Here is a 12,971-nt window from a genome sequence, read left to right on the forward strand (position 1 = left end):
GCGATGACGGCCGAGCACCCTCTGCCGGAACCATCCGGTATCGAAAACCTGGTGATCGTCGGCTCCGGCCCGGCTGGATACACCGCCGCCATCTACGCCGCCCGCGCCAACCTCAGCCCGCTGCTGATCACGGGTTTTCAGGATGGCGGCATCCCCGGCGGCCAGCTGATGACCACCACCCACGTTGAGAATTACCCAGGCTTCCCAGACGGGATCCTCGGCCCCGATCTGATGGACCGGATGAAGGCCCAGGCGGAGCGCTGGGGCACCCGGCTGGTGGAAGCCGATGCCGAAGCGATCGACCTCTCGGCTCGCCCCTATCGGGTGCGGGTCGAAGGGGCCTGGGTGCAGACCCAGGCCCTGATCCTGGCCACCGGTGCCAGCGCCAACCGCCTGGGCCTGCCCCAGGAGGAGCGCTTCTGGAGTCACGGCATCAGCGCCTGCGCGATCTGCGACGGCGCCACGCCCCAATTCCGCAATGCCGAGCTGGCGGTGGTCGGCGGGGGCGACTCCGCCTGCGAGGAAGCCGTCTACCTCACCAAGTACGGCAGCCATGTCCACCTGATCGTGCGTCGCGACTCCCTGCGGGCCAGCGCCGCCATGGCCGATCGGGTGCTGGCCAATCCCGCCATCACCGTGCACTGGAACCGGGCCCTGGTCGACGCCAGCGGTGATGACTGGCTCAGTGGCCTCACCCTGAGAAATCTCACCGACGGCTCCAGCGAAGAGCTGCCGGTGCGAGGCGTGTTCTACGCCATTGGCCACACCCCCAACACCCGTCTGGTGGGCGACCAGCTCGAGGTGGATGCCAAGGGTTACCTGGTGACCAGCCCCGGCCAGCCGGACACCAGCCTGGAGGGGGTGTTCGCCGCCGGCGATGTGGCCGACGCCCAGTGGCGTCAGGGCATCACGGCAGCCGGCAGCGGTTGCCAGGCCGCCCTGGCGGCGGAGCGCTGGCTCAGCCATCACGACCTGGCCATCACCGTGGCGCGCGAGGCGGTGGAGCCGGAACCGGCCGGGGAACCCACCGCCACGGCCGTGTCCGACGCCGACAATTTCGATCCCGCCGCCCTCTGGCAGAAAGGGGGGTTCGCGCTGCGCAAGCTTTATCACGAGAGCGACAAGCCTTTGCTGGTGGTCTACACCTCGCCCAGCTGTGGTCCCTGCCATGTGCTCAAGCCGCAGCTCAAGCGCGTGCTCAGCGAACTGGGCGGCAGCGCCCTCGGCATCGAAATCGACATCGACGCCGAGCAGGAGATCGCCGTGCAGGCCGGTGTCAACGGCACCCCCACCGTGCAGCTGTTTTTCAACAAGGAACTCAAGCAGCAATGGAAGGGTGTCAAGCAGCGGAGCGAATTCCGCGATGCCATCAACGCCCTGCTGCTGACTCCGGTGAGCTGAGCCAACAGCGCTGAGCCAACCGAGCTGAGAGGCGTCCGCGCTGAAAGGCGTCCGCGCTGATCAGCGGCGTCGGGGGCCGCCGGGGCGGTTGCCGCCAGGCCTCGGTCCAGCGGTGCCGACGTTCCGTTCCCGGTAGGTGATCCTGCCGCGGGTGAGGTCATAGGGGCTGATCTCGACCAGCACCTTGTCTCCGGCCAGCAGCTTGATGCGGAACTTGGTGAGTTTGCCAGCGGCGCGGCAGAGGCACTGGTGACCGGAGGGCTGATCGAGGGTGACCAGGTAAAACCCGTTGCCCTGTTCTTTCTCGATCACACCCGAGGTTTCGATCATGCGCGGCTGGTGCTCGATTCAGACAATCGATTCAGCTTAAATTGGCGCCTCGCCCCCCCTGTGACGGTTAGGGTCACACCCCCGGCACCAACCAGCTTTTGATCGCTTCAACATTGCTGGCCTCCCCTTTGATCGCTCCGCCTCTGTCGCTGGATCTGGGCCTGCTGCTGATCTCGATCGGGGTTGTCAACCTCTGGAAAGCACGCCAGAACGGCAGCGCCAGCTGACTCCTTCCCCTGGTCACCCTTCTCTTCCACAAGCCCTACGGGGTCCTCAGCCAGTTCACGGTCGAAGCAACGGCCGATCGCTGGAGAACCCTCGCCGATTTCATCGACAGTCCTGGTGTGTACGCCGCCGGCCGCCTGGATGCGGACAGCGAGGGCCTGCTGCTGCTCACCAGTGACGGACGCCTGCAGCAGCGCCTCACCGACCCCCGCTGGGGCCACTGGCGCCGCTACTGGATCCAGGTGGAAGGGTTTCCCACTCCTGAGGCGATCGCGGCACTCCGTGCCGGCCTGCCCGTGCAGGGGAGACGAACCCTGCCGGCAAGGGCCGAACGGCTGGCCGATCCAGCTGCCGCTCCCCGCCAGCCACCGATACGCCATCGGCTGAGGGTGCCGACCAGCTGGCTGCAACTGGACTTACGCGAAGGCAGGAACCGCCAGGTGCGGCGCATGACGGCCGCCGTCGGCTACCCGACCCTGCGGCTGATCCGCACAGCCATCGACCTGATGGATGACGGCCCTGCGCTCAACCTGGCCGGCCTGGAGCCGGGCCAGTGGCGCCAGGTGACCAACGAGGAAAGCGAACGCCTGAAGGCGTTGCTGCTCCGCAGGCCGGTTCATTCGCCGGGCCTGGGGGGCCGGGCCGGTGGCGGGAAAGGGGGCCAGGGAGGCGGCGGCGGGTAGGGCGGCCTGGCCTGGGAGTCAGCCGATGACCTGCTGCAGCTCCCGCGCCGTTTGCAGCTGACCGTAGTAATAGTTGGCACGGGAGCGTCGATCCGGATCCTCGAGCGAATCGAAGGCATCGAAACCAAGGGTGAGCCAGAGCTCATGGCCGCAGCAACGGTTCAATTCCGCCACCGCCTCCTGCTCAAGGTTGGTGAGCCGGCGCTGCAGGTTCTTGATCTGGGCAATGGACATGGCTGGGGGAGCTCAGGGCAGCAGAAAAGACAGGCGAACCAGTGAACCAATCAAACCGGATAGTACATCTGAACTGATCAGAAGGGGAGTTTCTTCTTGGCGTCCTTGGCGAGATCCACATCCAACTCCCGCAGCCGCTTCAGGATCGTGCCGAAATACTCCTTCAGATAGTCCTCCAGGTGGGTGGTGCTGGCGGGGTCGAGGGCGAAGGCTTCATAGCTTTCCTCCATCGGCGCCTCCAGGCTCACCCCTCCGCCGGTGACCTCGGCGAAGGACAGCCGTTCGGCCACGTTGACCCCCGGCTCGAAGAAGGCCGCAAACGCCTGCATCAGCCTGATCAGGAACGGCCTCACCCGGAACACCCGGGCTGGCTTGCCGCTGTACTTCTCGCAGAGCTGGGTCACCTCCCCGGTGTTCCAGGCCTTCGGTCCCACCACCGCATAGGCATGGTCGATCGTGCCTGGACGCTCCAGGGCAGCAACCGCGAAGCGGGCCACGTCCTGGGTGTTCATGTAGGCGATCGGGGTTGGACTGCCACTCACCCAGACGGTCTGGCTCTCCAGCACCGGCATGGCGAATTGACCGATCACCCCCTGCATGAAGGCGACGGAGCGCAGGATCGTGTACTCGAGGCCGGATTCGATCAGGGCCTGCTCGGTGCAGTACTTGATGTCCATCAACGGAACGCTGCGGTGCTTCTCCGCATCGAGCAGGGAGATGAACACAAAACGTTTGACGCCGGCCTGAAGGCAGGCATTGATCAGGTTGAGTTTGCCGGTCCAGTCGATCGTGTAGATGCTGCCGTTGTCGGTGGCCCGGGCCGTGGCCGCGTCGATCACCGCATCCTGGCCTTCCAGTGCGTAAAGCAGGCTTTCCGGCTCAAGCAAATTGCCACGGGTGAGCTCGCAGCCCCATTCCTGCAGAAACGCGGCCTTGCGGGGGGTGCGCACCATGCAACGCACCTGATGACCCTGATCGAGGGCGCGTCGGGCGATCTGGCGACCAAGGGTTCCCGTTGCGCCGACGACCAGAACCTGCATGAATCACCGGCGCAACGGCTGGAGCCTAAAGCTGCGGCAGGGGCCGGCGCGGGCCTCGGCTTCGAGCGATGGGCCCAGGGGATTTCAGTCGTTCTGAAGCTTGAGCAGGATGGCGCCACCCACCAGGCCAACGGGGATGAGCACCCAGAAGATCGCGGCGATGCTGAAGATTTCAGAGGCCATGGCGGGTGGCGGCTAGGGCTCTCCATTGTGCGCCCCCGCCACCTCAAGCACCAGCGACCAGGGAGCATCGGTGCGAAGCTGGGCCGGCATCACGCCACTGGCATTGGCGGCCCATCCCCTGGCCCGGAGGGCTTCCACCAGATCCGCCAGCACCGGCGGACCACCCCCCAGCCGTCGTCCGATCGCGGCGGTGGGCCAGCAACGGGCGGGGACGCCCACATCGCTGATCAGGCTGGCCAGCAGCTTTGTCGTGGCAGGAGCAAAACTGGATTCCGCCGCCAGGGCAGCCAGGGCAGCCAGGCTGGGTCGATGCTGCAACGGACCGATCCAGAGGGGACCGCTGATCGCCAGGGGTCGATCCGGACCGCAGCAGGAGGGCCAGTCCCTCAGGCGCAGCAGTGGTTGCACCATCTGGTCTCCGCAACGGTGGCAATGGGCCGTCATCCCCAGCAGCGCCTCATCGCCGGCCTCGATGCGACGCTGCAGACGCACGGCGGTGCGGAAGGTGCGTCCCTCGCTGAAGCTGAACAGCGGTTCCACCCCCCGGCCCATGGCCCAGGCGGTGCGGGCGATCACCCCCAACTGCAGCCGCAGGGCCAGCTCCCAGCTGGATGGCTGGGCCCGGGCCGCCGCCCCCAGCCGCCGGATCGCCGCAGGCCGGTCATGGCCGGTGGGGGAACGGCCGTCGGTGCTGGCCAGGTAGAGGACACCGCCGAAGCCGACGGCCTCGAGGGCCAGGGGGAGAAGGGCGGTGGGACAGCCGAACCCATCGAGATCAATCAGCTCGAAGCGCTCCTCACGGACCAGGCAATCGGCCAGGAGCTTCTGGGCGGTGAGGCTGGTGATCCGCAGCGATGGGATCTCCCCCTGCCGCAGGGGGGCCAGGTTCGCCTCCAGCAGAGGCAAGCGGTCGGGATCGGCGTCATTGGCCCAGACGGCCGTGGCCGCGCTTTCCTGGCCATAGCGAAGGGCACGGATGCCACAGCCGGCCATCAGATCCAGCACCCGCAGCCGGCCGTTGAGGGCCAGGTGACTGGCCAGCAGCACGCCGAGGTCCCGGGCCGGCCGCGAAGCGGCCTGAAAGAAGCCAGCTCCGAGCCGCAGTCGCGCTGAGGCTTCGCAATAGTGGTCTGAGTCCTGCGTCGGTTCCACTCCTTGCTGTCGACCCAGCTCCAGCCTGTCGCAACGACGGGCGCCGATTGGGGCCGGCAGGCGATCTGGCACTGGCGGGGGCTGGCCTGCCACTGGCGGGTTCTGGGTGATCCAGGCCATCCACCCCTGCTGTTGCTGCACGGCTTCGCCTGCGGCTCGGGTCACTGGCGCCACACGGCGGGGCCCCTGGCGGCGGCCGGCTGGTGCGTCTACGGCCTGGATCTGATCGGTTTCGGCGGGTCGGCCCAACCGGCCCTGCGCCTCGACAACCGGCTCTGGGCCCGCCAGACCCGGGCCTTCCTGGAAGAGGTGGTCCAGGCACCCGCTGTCCTGGTGGGCCATTCGCTCGGCAGCCTGGTGGCGCTCAGCTGCGCCGGCTTCTTCCCCGCCTGGGTGCGGGCCGTGGCGGCCGCCACCCTGCCCGATCCCAGCCTGCTGATCACCGTGAAACGGCGGCGTGCTCCCTGGCGACGGCGGCTCAGACGGCTGGTGATCACCCTGCTCTGCCGTCTGTTGCCTCTGGAGTTGCTGGTGCCCTTGATTGCGCACACGCCACTGCTCAACCTCGGCATCCAGTCGGCTTACAACAAGCCGGTGATCGGCGACAGGGAGTTGCATCAGCTGATCGCCTGGCCAGCCCGCAGGCCGACGGCGGCCTGGGCCCTGAGAGGCATGAGCATCGGCATGGCCCTGCGACCGCGGGGGGCCACTGCCGCCGCGCTGCTGGATCGCCTCAGCCAACCTCTGCTGGTGCTGTGGGGTGATGCCGATCGGCTCGTTCCGATCGAAGTGTCGCGCCAGCTGAAGCGATACAAACCCGATCTCGAACTTGTGGTGCTGCCGGGTGTTGGCCACTGCCTCCAGGACGAGGCCCCGTTGCGGTTCGGGGGCCTCTTGCTGGACTGGCTGGCACGCCTGCCCGACCCCACCCCCGCCGGTCCGGGCTGAGGTCAGGGGGCGGCCACGTAATTTGGGGGCAGGCAAGCGCTGCGGGCATGAAGCACACCCTTTCGGTGCTGGTCGAAGACGAATCCGGGGCCCTGAGCCGGATCTCCGGTCTGTTCGCCAGGCGGGGCTTCAACATCGAAAGCCTGGCGGTCGGACCCGCCGAGCGCCGGGGGGTATCCCGGTTGACGATGGTGGTGGAAGGCGACGGCTCCACGCTTCAGCAGATGACCAAGCAGCTCAACAAGCTTGTCAACGTGCTGAACGTGAGTGATCTCACCACCATTCCTGCCGTGGAGAGGGAATTGATGCTGTTGAAGGTGGCGGCACCGCCGGAGCGGCGCTCGGAGATCCTCGACCTGGTCCAGGTGTTCCGCGCCAATGTGGTCGATGTGGCCGACAACGCCCTGATCCTTGAAGTGGTGGGGGACCCCGGCAAGCTTGTGGCCATTGAGCAGATCCTCGAGGCCTACGGCATCCTCGAGATCGTGCGCACCGGCCGGGTCGCCCTGGAGCGGGCCTCAGGGGTGAACACCGCCTTCCTGAAGATCACCGCTTCAGACAAGCGGGTGCCGGCCTGACGGTTCAGACGGATCGCTGATCGCTCAGGGCTTCGCCTTCACCAGGGTGCCACCCTCCAGCAGGACGGCCTTGATCAGCCGATCGCCCTGCTTGATCCGATCGACCACCTCCATGCCTTTGACCACCCTGCCGAAGACGGCATAGCGCCCGTCCAGTTCCACGAGGGGCCGCAGAGCGATGTAGAACTGCGCGCTGGCGGAATTGGGGTCCGCCGAGCGGGCCATCGCGATCGCCCCCCGATCGTGGAGCAACCGCAGACGGCCAAGCTGGGTCGGATCCAGAAGCTCCTCGCCGTAGCGGGGGTCCGCTTCTCCCTTGAGGCCGATTTCCAGCGGAATGGTTCGAGGGGCCCCCGTGCTGGTATCGATGAATCCACCACTGCCATAGAGGCTGGCAGGAACCTTGGGATCAGCGCTCTGGGGGTCGCCGCCCTGAACCACGAAGGGGGAGGGCTCCGTCACCACCCGGTGGAAAACAGTGTTGTTGTAAGTGCCGCGGCGCACGAGATCGACGAAGTTACCGGCGGTGAGCGGGGCCGCGTCACCGATCAGAGAAACCTGGATCTCGCCACGGCTGGTCTGCAGAGCAACCAGGGCCTTGCCGCTCAGGCAGGGGGTCGTGGCGTTGCTGCAGCCCACGGCCGTCTTGGCTGAATCAGCGGCACAGGCCGTCAGGCCCATCGGCGCCAACAGCAGCAGCGCCCACAAAAGGGCGCGGGTGAAGGGAAGAGCCATCGCGATCAGACGCCCTCCAGGGGAACCCTGAGGAACCGGGCCAGCTCGGCGCCGCTTTGCTCCAGCTCGGCCAGCGGCAGGGGTTCGCCCACCCGGGTGAGGGGAAGATCGCGGCGGCCCTGCAGGCGCAGAGCCAGACGCCGACGGGGGTTGAGGCCGTCGCGAATATCCACTTTCACCGCCTGGATGTCCCGCAGGGGGAGATCGAAGCAGATCAGCTGGCGGAAACCACGGCGGCTGATCGTGGCCACACCGCTGCCCTGGTCGAAACGGTTGCTGCCGGCGCCCAGATCGATGGCGATCACACCCCACAGATAGGTGGCCAGCAGCAGGGCCGCCACTCCATAGGCCCCCATCACCAATCCCTGGGGGACCCATTCGAGGGAGGCGGGGTGACCGATCGGCAGCAGGTTGACCCCCAGGCGGCTGGAGAGGCTGGTGAGCAGAAAACCGGCGCCACCAGCGCTCACAACAGCAGCAACCAGCAGATTGGAAGGCCGGCGTGAACCCTGCACCGGCTGATCAAGGACCAGTGAAGGGTCGCGGGGAGGCGAGGCAGCCGAGGAAGGGACCGAAGCCATGGCGGCGTGGCAGGTGCGGAGTTCTGCCATCTTCGCCCTCCCGCCGCAGCTCTGTGGTGCCTGCCTGGGCCTGGCGCCACAGCGGAGACAGGAGCGTGGGCCGCGCAATCAGCTGGCAGCAAATGAGAAGAAATACTTAAAAACCCAGCCGCGGGAAGCCATGTCAGGGCGTTTCGGCCAGTCCCGACTCCGGCTCGAACGTTGTTACCATCGCCGGGTATTTCACCGATCAGCGGGTTCTCCACCTGCCTATGCACCCATGACGATTGCCCTAGGGCGCGCGCCTTCCACACGGGGATGGTTCGATGTCCTCGACGACTGGCTCAAGCGTGACCGCTTCGTTTTTGTCGGCTGGTCCGGTCTGCTGCTGTTCCCCACCGCCTACCTGGCACTGGGCGGCTGGCTCACCGGCACCACCTTCGCCACCTCCTGGTACACCCACGGCATTGCCAGCTCCTACCTGGAGGGCTGCAACTTCCTCACCGCTGCCGTCAGCACCCCTGCCGACGCCATGGGCCACAGCCTGCTGTTGCTCTGGGGTCCGGAAGCGCAAGGTGATTTTGTTCGCTGGGTGCAGCTCGGTGGCCTCTGGCCGTTCGTGGCGCTGCACGGTGCCTTCTCGCTGATCGGCTTCATGCTGCGTCAGTTCGAGATTGCCCGGCTGGTGGGCATCCGCCCCTACAACGCGATCGCCTTCTCCGGTCCGATCGCGGTGTTCGTGAGCGTGTTCCTGATGTACCCGCTGGGTCAGAGCAGCTGGTTCTTCGCACCATCCTTCGGGGTGGCGGCGATCTTCCGCTTCCTGCTGTTCCTGCAGGGCTTCCACAACTGGACGCTGAACCCGTTCCACATGATGGGCGTGGCCGGCATCCTCGGCGGTGCGCTGCTGTGTGCCATCCACGGCGCCACAGTGGAGAACACGCTGTTTGAGGATTCCGAGCAGGCGAACACCTTCAAGGCGTTCGAGCCCACCCAGGAAGAGGAGACCTACTCGATGGTCACCGCCAACCGCTTCTGGAGCCAGATCTTCGGGATCGCCTTCTCCAACAAGCGCTGGCTGCACTTCTTCATGCTGTTCGTGCCGGTGATGGGTCTGTGGACCAGCAGCATCGGCATCATCGGCCTGGCGCTGAACCTGCGTGCCTACGACTTCGTGAGCCAGGAAATCCGCGCCGCTGAGGATCCTGAATTCGAAACCTTCTACACGAAGAACATTCTTCTGAATGAAGGTCTGCGTGCCTGGATGGCACCGGCTGACCAGCCGCATGAAAACTTCGTCTTCCCTGAGGAGGTCCTGCCCCGTGGTAACGCTCTCTAGTCCTTCCCTTGTTGCCGTTGGTGGCAAGGACCTCGACTCCACCGGATATGCCTGGTGGGCCGGCAATGCCCGCCTGATCAACCTGTCCGGCCGTCTGCTCGGGGCCCACGTGGCTCACGCCGGCCTGATGGTGTTCTGGGCCGGGGCCATGATGTTGTTCGAAGTGAGTCACTTCAGCTTCGACAAGCCGATGTATGAGCAGGGTCTGATCCTGTTTCCGCACGTGGCAACCCTCGGCTACGGCGTCGGTCCCGGTGGTGAAGTCACCAGTCTCTATCCCTTCTTCGTCGTCGGTGTTCTGCACCTGATCAGCTCAGCAGTGCTGGGCGTCGGTGGCCTCTATCACGCCCTGCGCGGCCCGGAGATCCTGGAGAACTACTCCTCGTTCTTCTCCCAGGACTGGCGTGACAAGAACCAGATGACCAACATCATTGGCTATCACCTCATCCTGCTTGGAGTGGGTGCCCTGCTCCTGGTGTTCAAGGCCATGTTCTTCGGTGGCGTCTACGACACCTGGGCTCCAGGTGGTGGCGACGTGCGATTGATCACCAATCCAACTCTCAGTCCGGCGGTGATCTTCGGCTACCTGACAGCAGCTCCCTTTGGTGGAGAAGGCTGGATCATCGGCGTGAACTCGATGGAAGACATCATCGGTGGTCACATCTGGGTGGGCCTGATCTGCATCTTTGGAGGCATCTGGCACGTGATCACCAAGCCATTCGGCTGGGTGCGCCGTGCCTTCATCTGGAACGGTGAGGCCTACCTGAGCTACAGCCTGGGTGCCCTGAGCCTGATGAGCTTCATCGCCAGCACCTACATCTGGTTCAACAACACCGCTTACCCCTCCGAGTTCTACGGCCCCACCAATGCCGAGTCCTCGCAGGCCCAGAGCTTCACCTTCCTGGTGCGTGACCAGCGACTTGGTGCCAACATCGGTTCGGCCATGGGCCCAACCGGCCTGGGTAAATACCTGATGCGCTCCCCCACCGGCGAAATCATCTTCGGCGGTGAAACCATGCGCTTCTGGGATTTCCGTGGTCCCTGGCTCGAGCCCCTGCGAGGCCCCAACGGCCTGAGCCTCGACAAGCTCCAGAACGATATTCAGCCCTGGCAGGTGCGCCGGGCCGCTGAATACATGACCCACGCCCCGAATGCTTCCCTCAACTCCGTGGGAGGCATCATCACCGAACCCAACTCGGTGAACTTCGTGAACGTGCGTCAGTGGCTCTCCGCCACTCAGTTCGTGCTCGCCTTCTTCTTCCTGGTGGGCCACCTCTGGCACGCCGGTCGCGCCCGCGCAGCCGCCGCCGGTTTCGAGAAGGGCATTGATCGCAAGGCAGAACCAACCCTGGCCATGCCCGATCTCGACTGAGTTTCCCCGACTCAACCGAGCATCCACGCAATCCAGCTTCAGCCACAAGCTGATCCATCTGGAGATCTTCCTGAACCCCTGCCTCCGCAGGGGTTTTTTTATGGTCGACACATCTGGTCAGACCTGAGCGCCAGACAGATGAACTCTGGTTGTTCCTTCAACGCTCACCCTGGCTACGGTCCAGCTGAGGTGATGGGGAGATCAGCGCAGCTGGCCATCCACACCACCCGGCCATACCCCTCACCCAGACCAGCAGCCATGACGACCCCCTGCTCCAGCGGCCATGTTCAGAAACGCTCGCTGGGATGGCTGGCCACACTCTCCCTTCTGGTGCTCCCAACTCTGAGCGCACCGTTGCAGGGGCAGGCCAAGACGGAAACCCTGACTTTTCCCAGCAGCGGCGTGATCTGCGACTCGGCGGTGCGGATCTGCTACGACAGCGACGGCGCCTCCCTGCCGCTGACCCGTCGCCATTTCGACCGGCGGGCCGAGCAGAACCTGAAGCGGCTGCTCTCCGGGAGGACGATTCCCAGGGAGTTCCAGTTCAGTGGTGGAGAAGTGTGTGATGTTCAGCGCCAGCTCTGCTGGGACAATGGCTGGAAGAAAACAAATGTGAGCAATCGCCTGAGCCGTCAGCTGTTCGGCAGCGTCAGACGCTCAGACGATCCATGGGCAAACAACAACTCCAACAACAACTGGGGTAACAACTGGGGCAACAACTCAAACAACAATTCAAACAACAATTGGAACAACAACTCAACGAACAACTGGAATCAGAACCAGCAGGCAAATTCTTGTGAACTCTCCCAGTCCGGGCGGAGCGTCTTCAATGGCAGCTGCGATCTGAGGCAGCGAAGCACAGCCAATGGAACGGCCTATTCCGTTGAGCTGCAGAACGGCCGGCAGTTCGCCTTCTACAACAGGCAGGGAGAGCTGGTGCTTCGAGACGGAACGGGAACATGGCCCGTCCGCACCGCAAGGCGCGGCAACGAAGTGATCTTCAGCTGGGGCAACCAACGGCTGATCACCCGTGTTAACGATCAACAGGTGAACCCGACAAACCTTTCTCCCAGCCTGAATCCCACCAACCAGTTCCTGCAGGGTCTGTTCAACAACCTGTTCCGCTGATTGGAGCTTCTGGCTGCAACCAACGTCGCAGCAAGGGGAGGCTCAGGCCGATCACATTGCTGAAACATCCCTCGATCCGCTCCACCAGCAGGCCGCCGCGGCCCTCAAGGGCAAAGCCACCGGCACACTGCAACGGTTCGCCGGTGTCGACGTAGGCCTGGATCTCCGCGTCCGTCAGGGCGGCAAACAGAACCCGGGTGGTCACGGTGGCGAGCAGGGGAGACGCCACGCCGACCTCAGCCGGGAGCAGGCAATGGCCGGTGTGGAGCTCCCCCCACCGACCCGCCATCTGCCGCCAGCGCCGGCTCGCCTCAGGCGCATCACCAGGCTTGCCGAACACCTCCCCTTCAAAAACCAGCACCGAATCACAGCCCAGCACCGCTGGCCCCAGCTCAGATCCCACGGTCGCCGCGCCCCGCACGGCCTCGGCCTTGGCCAGGGCCAGCCGCTGCACCAACCACTCGGCTCCCAGCGGCCCGGCCGCCGCCGTGATCGCACGCTCATCGACACCACTCACCTGAGAGCGATGGGGGATGGCGGCCTGCTCAAGCAGGCGCCGCCGCGCCGGCGAGGCGGAGGCAAGCAGCAACGACGTCATCCCGGTGGCCCAACGGCCCCCATCCTGCGTCGCGATGACGGCCAGCCATCCGGGAGAATCACGGCTATGGACCCCGTTGCCTGCCCCAACCCGGGGCGCTCGTTCAGCCGCGCCGCCAGTGCCCTGCGTTGCCTGCCGTTTCGCAGGGCCTTCTACGCGCTGGTGGGGGGGGAAGCGATCAGCAGCGGGGCCCTCTGCGATCGCTCCGACTGGTCCGTCTTCTGCTTTCTGCCGATGGGCCCGCAGCGGGCCGAGGATCATTTCATCTGGCTGATCCGGCTCGGGGTGCTGCGCCGTGAGGTGGACGGCCAGGGGCTGACCGATCGGGTGCGGTTGACGCCGATGGGACGCCAGTTGCTCGCAGGTTTCCCGGGCGAGATTCCACGGGCGGGGCTGGCCGAGCGGATTCACCAGAACCTGCGCCGCCACCGGCCCCGCCTGTGAGCAGCGCGCCTCTGGCCCCGC

General features: G+C 65.5%; 16 protein-coding genes. 8 read left to right on the forward strand and 8 right to left on the reverse strand.

The genetic code is table 11. The features are described from left to right. The first annotated feature begins 3 nt into the window (after positions 1–3). A complete protein-coding gene (gene trxB / locus ACXMDY_RS07690; protein ID WP_259701135.1) occupies positions 4–1,401 on the forward strand; it encodes a thioredoxin-disulfide reductase in 1,398 nt (465 codons plus the stop codon). A gap of 60 nt (positions 1,402–1,461) precedes the next feature. Here trxB and infA read toward each other — a convergent pair whose 3' ends face one another. Beyond that, positions 1,462–1,731 (reverse strand): translation initiation factor IF-1, encoded by a 270-nt coding sequence (infA, locus tag ACXMDY_RS07695; protein ID WP_259701134.1) that lies wholly within the window; start codon positions 1,729–1,731, stop codon positions 1,462–1,464. Positions 1,732–1,967: 236 nt separating this feature from the next. Here infA and ACXMDY_RS07700 point away from each other — a divergent pair, with 236 nt between their 5' ends. Next, the gene (locus ACXMDY_RS07700) at positions 1,968–2,639 is read left to right on the forward strand and encodes a pseudouridine synthase (protein WP_259701148.1); all 672 of its coding nucleotides are present in this window, start codon (positions 1,968–1,970) and stop codon (positions 2,637–2,639) included. A gap of 18 nt (positions 2,640–2,657) precedes the next feature. On the opposite strand, the gene ACXMDY_RS07705 is transcribed toward ACXMDY_RS07700, so the two are convergent. From ACXMDY_RS07705 to ACXMDY_RS07720, 4 genes are all read right to left on the reverse strand, one after another. Beyond that, a complete protein-coding gene (locus tag ACXMDY_RS07705) occupies positions 2,658–2,873 on the reverse strand; it encodes a hypothetical protein (RefSeq protein ID WP_259701133.1) in 216 nt (71 codons plus the stop codon). A 77-nt stretch (positions 2,874–2,950) separates the two neighbouring features. Then, positions 2,951–3,913, reverse strand: a complete 963-nt coding sequence (locus ACXMDY_RS07710; protein ID WP_259701132.1) for an NAD(P)H-binding protein — start codon at positions 3,911–3,913, stop codon at positions 2,951–2,953. Between the two features lie 84 nt (positions 3,914–3,997). Next, positions 3,998–4,096 (reverse strand): cytochrome b6-f complex subunit PetM, encoded by a 99-nt coding sequence (gene petM, locus ACXMDY_RS07715; protein WP_259701131.1) that lies wholly within the window; start codon positions 4,094–4,096, stop codon positions 3,998–4,000. Positions 4,097–4,108: 12 nt separating this feature from the next. Beyond that, positions 4,109–5,248 carry a N2,N2-dimethylguanosine tRNA methyltransferase gene (locus ACXMDY_RS07720; RefSeq protein WP_259701130.1) on the reverse strand — a complete coding sequence of 380 codons (1,140 nt, stop codon included), beginning with the start codon at positions 5,246–5,248 and terminating at the stop codon, positions 4,109–4,111. A gap of 3 nt (positions 5,249–5,251) precedes the next feature. Between ACXMDY_RS07720 and ACXMDY_RS07725 the strand changes: the two genes are divergently transcribed. Beyond that, entirely contained in the window at positions 5,252–6,196 is a 945-nt protein-coding gene (locus ACXMDY_RS07725; RefSeq protein ID WP_259701129.1) for an alpha/beta fold hydrolase, read from the forward strand. 47 nt (positions 6,197–6,243) lie between these two features. Continuing rightward, a complete protein-coding gene (gene ilvN, locus ACXMDY_RS07730) occupies positions 6,244–6,774 on the forward strand; it encodes an acetolactate synthase small subunit (RefSeq protein WP_259701128.1) in 531 nt (176 codons plus the stop codon). A gap of 24 nt (positions 6,775–6,798) precedes the next feature. On the opposite strand, the gene ACXMDY_RS07735 is transcribed toward ilvN, so the two are convergent. Further along, entirely contained in the window at positions 6,799–7,509 is a 711-nt protein-coding gene (locus ACXMDY_RS07735; RefSeq protein ID WP_259701127.1) for a peptidylprolyl isomerase, read from the reverse strand. A gap of 5 nt (positions 7,510–7,514) precedes the next feature. Next, positions 7,515–8,090 (reverse strand): photosystem I assembly protein Ycf4, encoded by a 576-nt coding sequence (locus tag ACXMDY_RS07740; protein WP_259701126.1) that lies wholly within the window; start codon positions 8,088–8,090, stop codon positions 7,515–7,517. A gap of 259 nt (positions 8,091–8,349) precedes the next feature. On the opposite strand from ACXMDY_RS07740, the gene psbD reads away from it, so the two are divergent. The 3 genes from psbD to ACXMDY_RS07755 all read left to right on the forward strand — a co-directional run bounded on the left by psbD (position 8,350) and on the right by ACXMDY_RS07755 (position 11,908). Then, positions 8,350–9,408, forward strand: a complete 1,059-nt coding sequence (psbD, locus tag ACXMDY_RS07745; protein WP_457767546.1) for a photosystem II D2 protein (photosystem q(a) protein) — start codon at positions 8,350–8,352, stop codon at positions 9,406–9,408. Further along, the gene (psbC, locus tag ACXMDY_RS07750; RefSeq protein ID WP_259700930.1) at positions 9,392–10,780 is read left to right on the forward strand and encodes a photosystem II reaction center protein CP43; all 1,389 of its coding nucleotides are present in this window, start codon (positions 9,392–9,394) and stop codon (positions 10,778–10,780) included. Before psbD ends, psbC begins: the two co-directional genes overlap by 17 nt. 258 nt (positions 10,781–11,038) lie before the next feature. Further along, complete coding sequence (locus tag ACXMDY_RS07755) at positions 11,039–11,908, forward strand: YcgJ family protein (RefSeq protein WP_259700931.1); 870 nt, start codon at positions 11,039–11,041, stop codon at positions 11,906–11,908. On the opposite strand, the gene ACXMDY_RS07760 is transcribed toward ACXMDY_RS07755, so the two are convergent. Next, positions 11,889–12,506 (reverse strand): Maf family protein, encoded by a 618-nt coding sequence (locus ACXMDY_RS07760; RefSeq protein ID WP_259700932.1) that lies wholly within the window; start codon positions 12,504–12,506, stop codon positions 11,889–11,891. The genes ACXMDY_RS07755 and ACXMDY_RS07760 overlap by 20 nt on opposite strands. A 66-nt stretch (positions 12,507–12,572) precedes the next feature. On the opposite strand from ACXMDY_RS07760, the gene ACXMDY_RS07765 reads away from it, so the two are divergent. Continuing rightward, positions 12,573–12,950: an Npun_F0494 family protein gene (locus tag ACXMDY_RS07765; protein WP_259700933.1), complete on the forward strand. Its 378-nt coding sequence runs from the start codon at positions 12,573–12,575 to the stop codon at positions 12,948–12,950. Positions 12,951–12,971: the final 21 nt, after the last annotated feature.

The sequence above is a fragment of the Cyanobium sp. ULC082 genome (genome assembly GCF_977927535.1).

Coding starts and splice junctions, on each gene's coding strand:
- ACXMDY_RS07735 (WP_259701127.1), bottom strand. CDS start 7,509: ATGGCTCTTCCCTTCACCCGCGCCCTTTTGTGGGCGCTGCTGCTGTTG.
- ACXMDY_RS07705 (WP_259701133.1), bottom strand. CDS start 2,873: ATGTCCATTGCCCAGATCAAGAACCTGCAGCGCCGGCTCACCAACCTT.
- psbD (WP_457767546.1), top strand. CDS start 8,350: ATGACGATTGCCCTAGGGCGCGCGCCTTCCACACGGGGATGGTTCGAT.
- ACXMDY_RS07710 (WP_259701132.1), bottom strand. CDS start 3,913: ATGCAGGTTCTGGTCGTCGGCGCAACGGGAACCCTTGGTCGCCAGATC.
- trxB (WP_259701135.1), top strand. CDS start 4: ATGACGGCCGAGCACCCTCTGCCGGAACCATCCGGTATCGAAAACCTG.
- ACXMDY_RS07760 (WP_259700932.1), bottom strand. CDS start 12,506: ATGACGTCGTTGCTGCTTGCCTCCGCCTCGCCGGCGCGGCGGCGCCTG.
- ilvN (WP_259701128.1), top strand. CDS start 6,244: ATGAAGCACACCCTTTCGGTGCTGGTCGAAGACGAATCCGGGGCCCTG.
- ACXMDY_RS07765 (WP_259700933.1), top strand. CDS start 12,573: ATGGACCCCGTTGCCTGCCCCAACCCGGGGCGCTCGTTCAGCCGCGCC.
- infA (WP_259701134.1), bottom strand. CDS start 1,731: ATGATCGAAACCTCGGGTGTGATCGAGAAAGAACAGGGCAACGGGTTT.
- petM (WP_259701131.1), bottom strand. CDS start 4,096: ATGGCCTCTGAAATCTTCAGCATCGCCGCGATCTTCTGGGTGCTCATC.
- ACXMDY_RS07755 (WP_259700931.1), top strand. CDS start 11,039: ATGACGACCCCCTGCTCCAGCGGCCATGTTCAGAAACGCTCGCTGGGA.
- ACXMDY_RS07740 (WP_259701126.1), bottom strand. CDS start 8,090: ATGGCTTCGGTCCCTTCCTCGGCTGCCTCGCCTCCCCGCGACCCTTCA.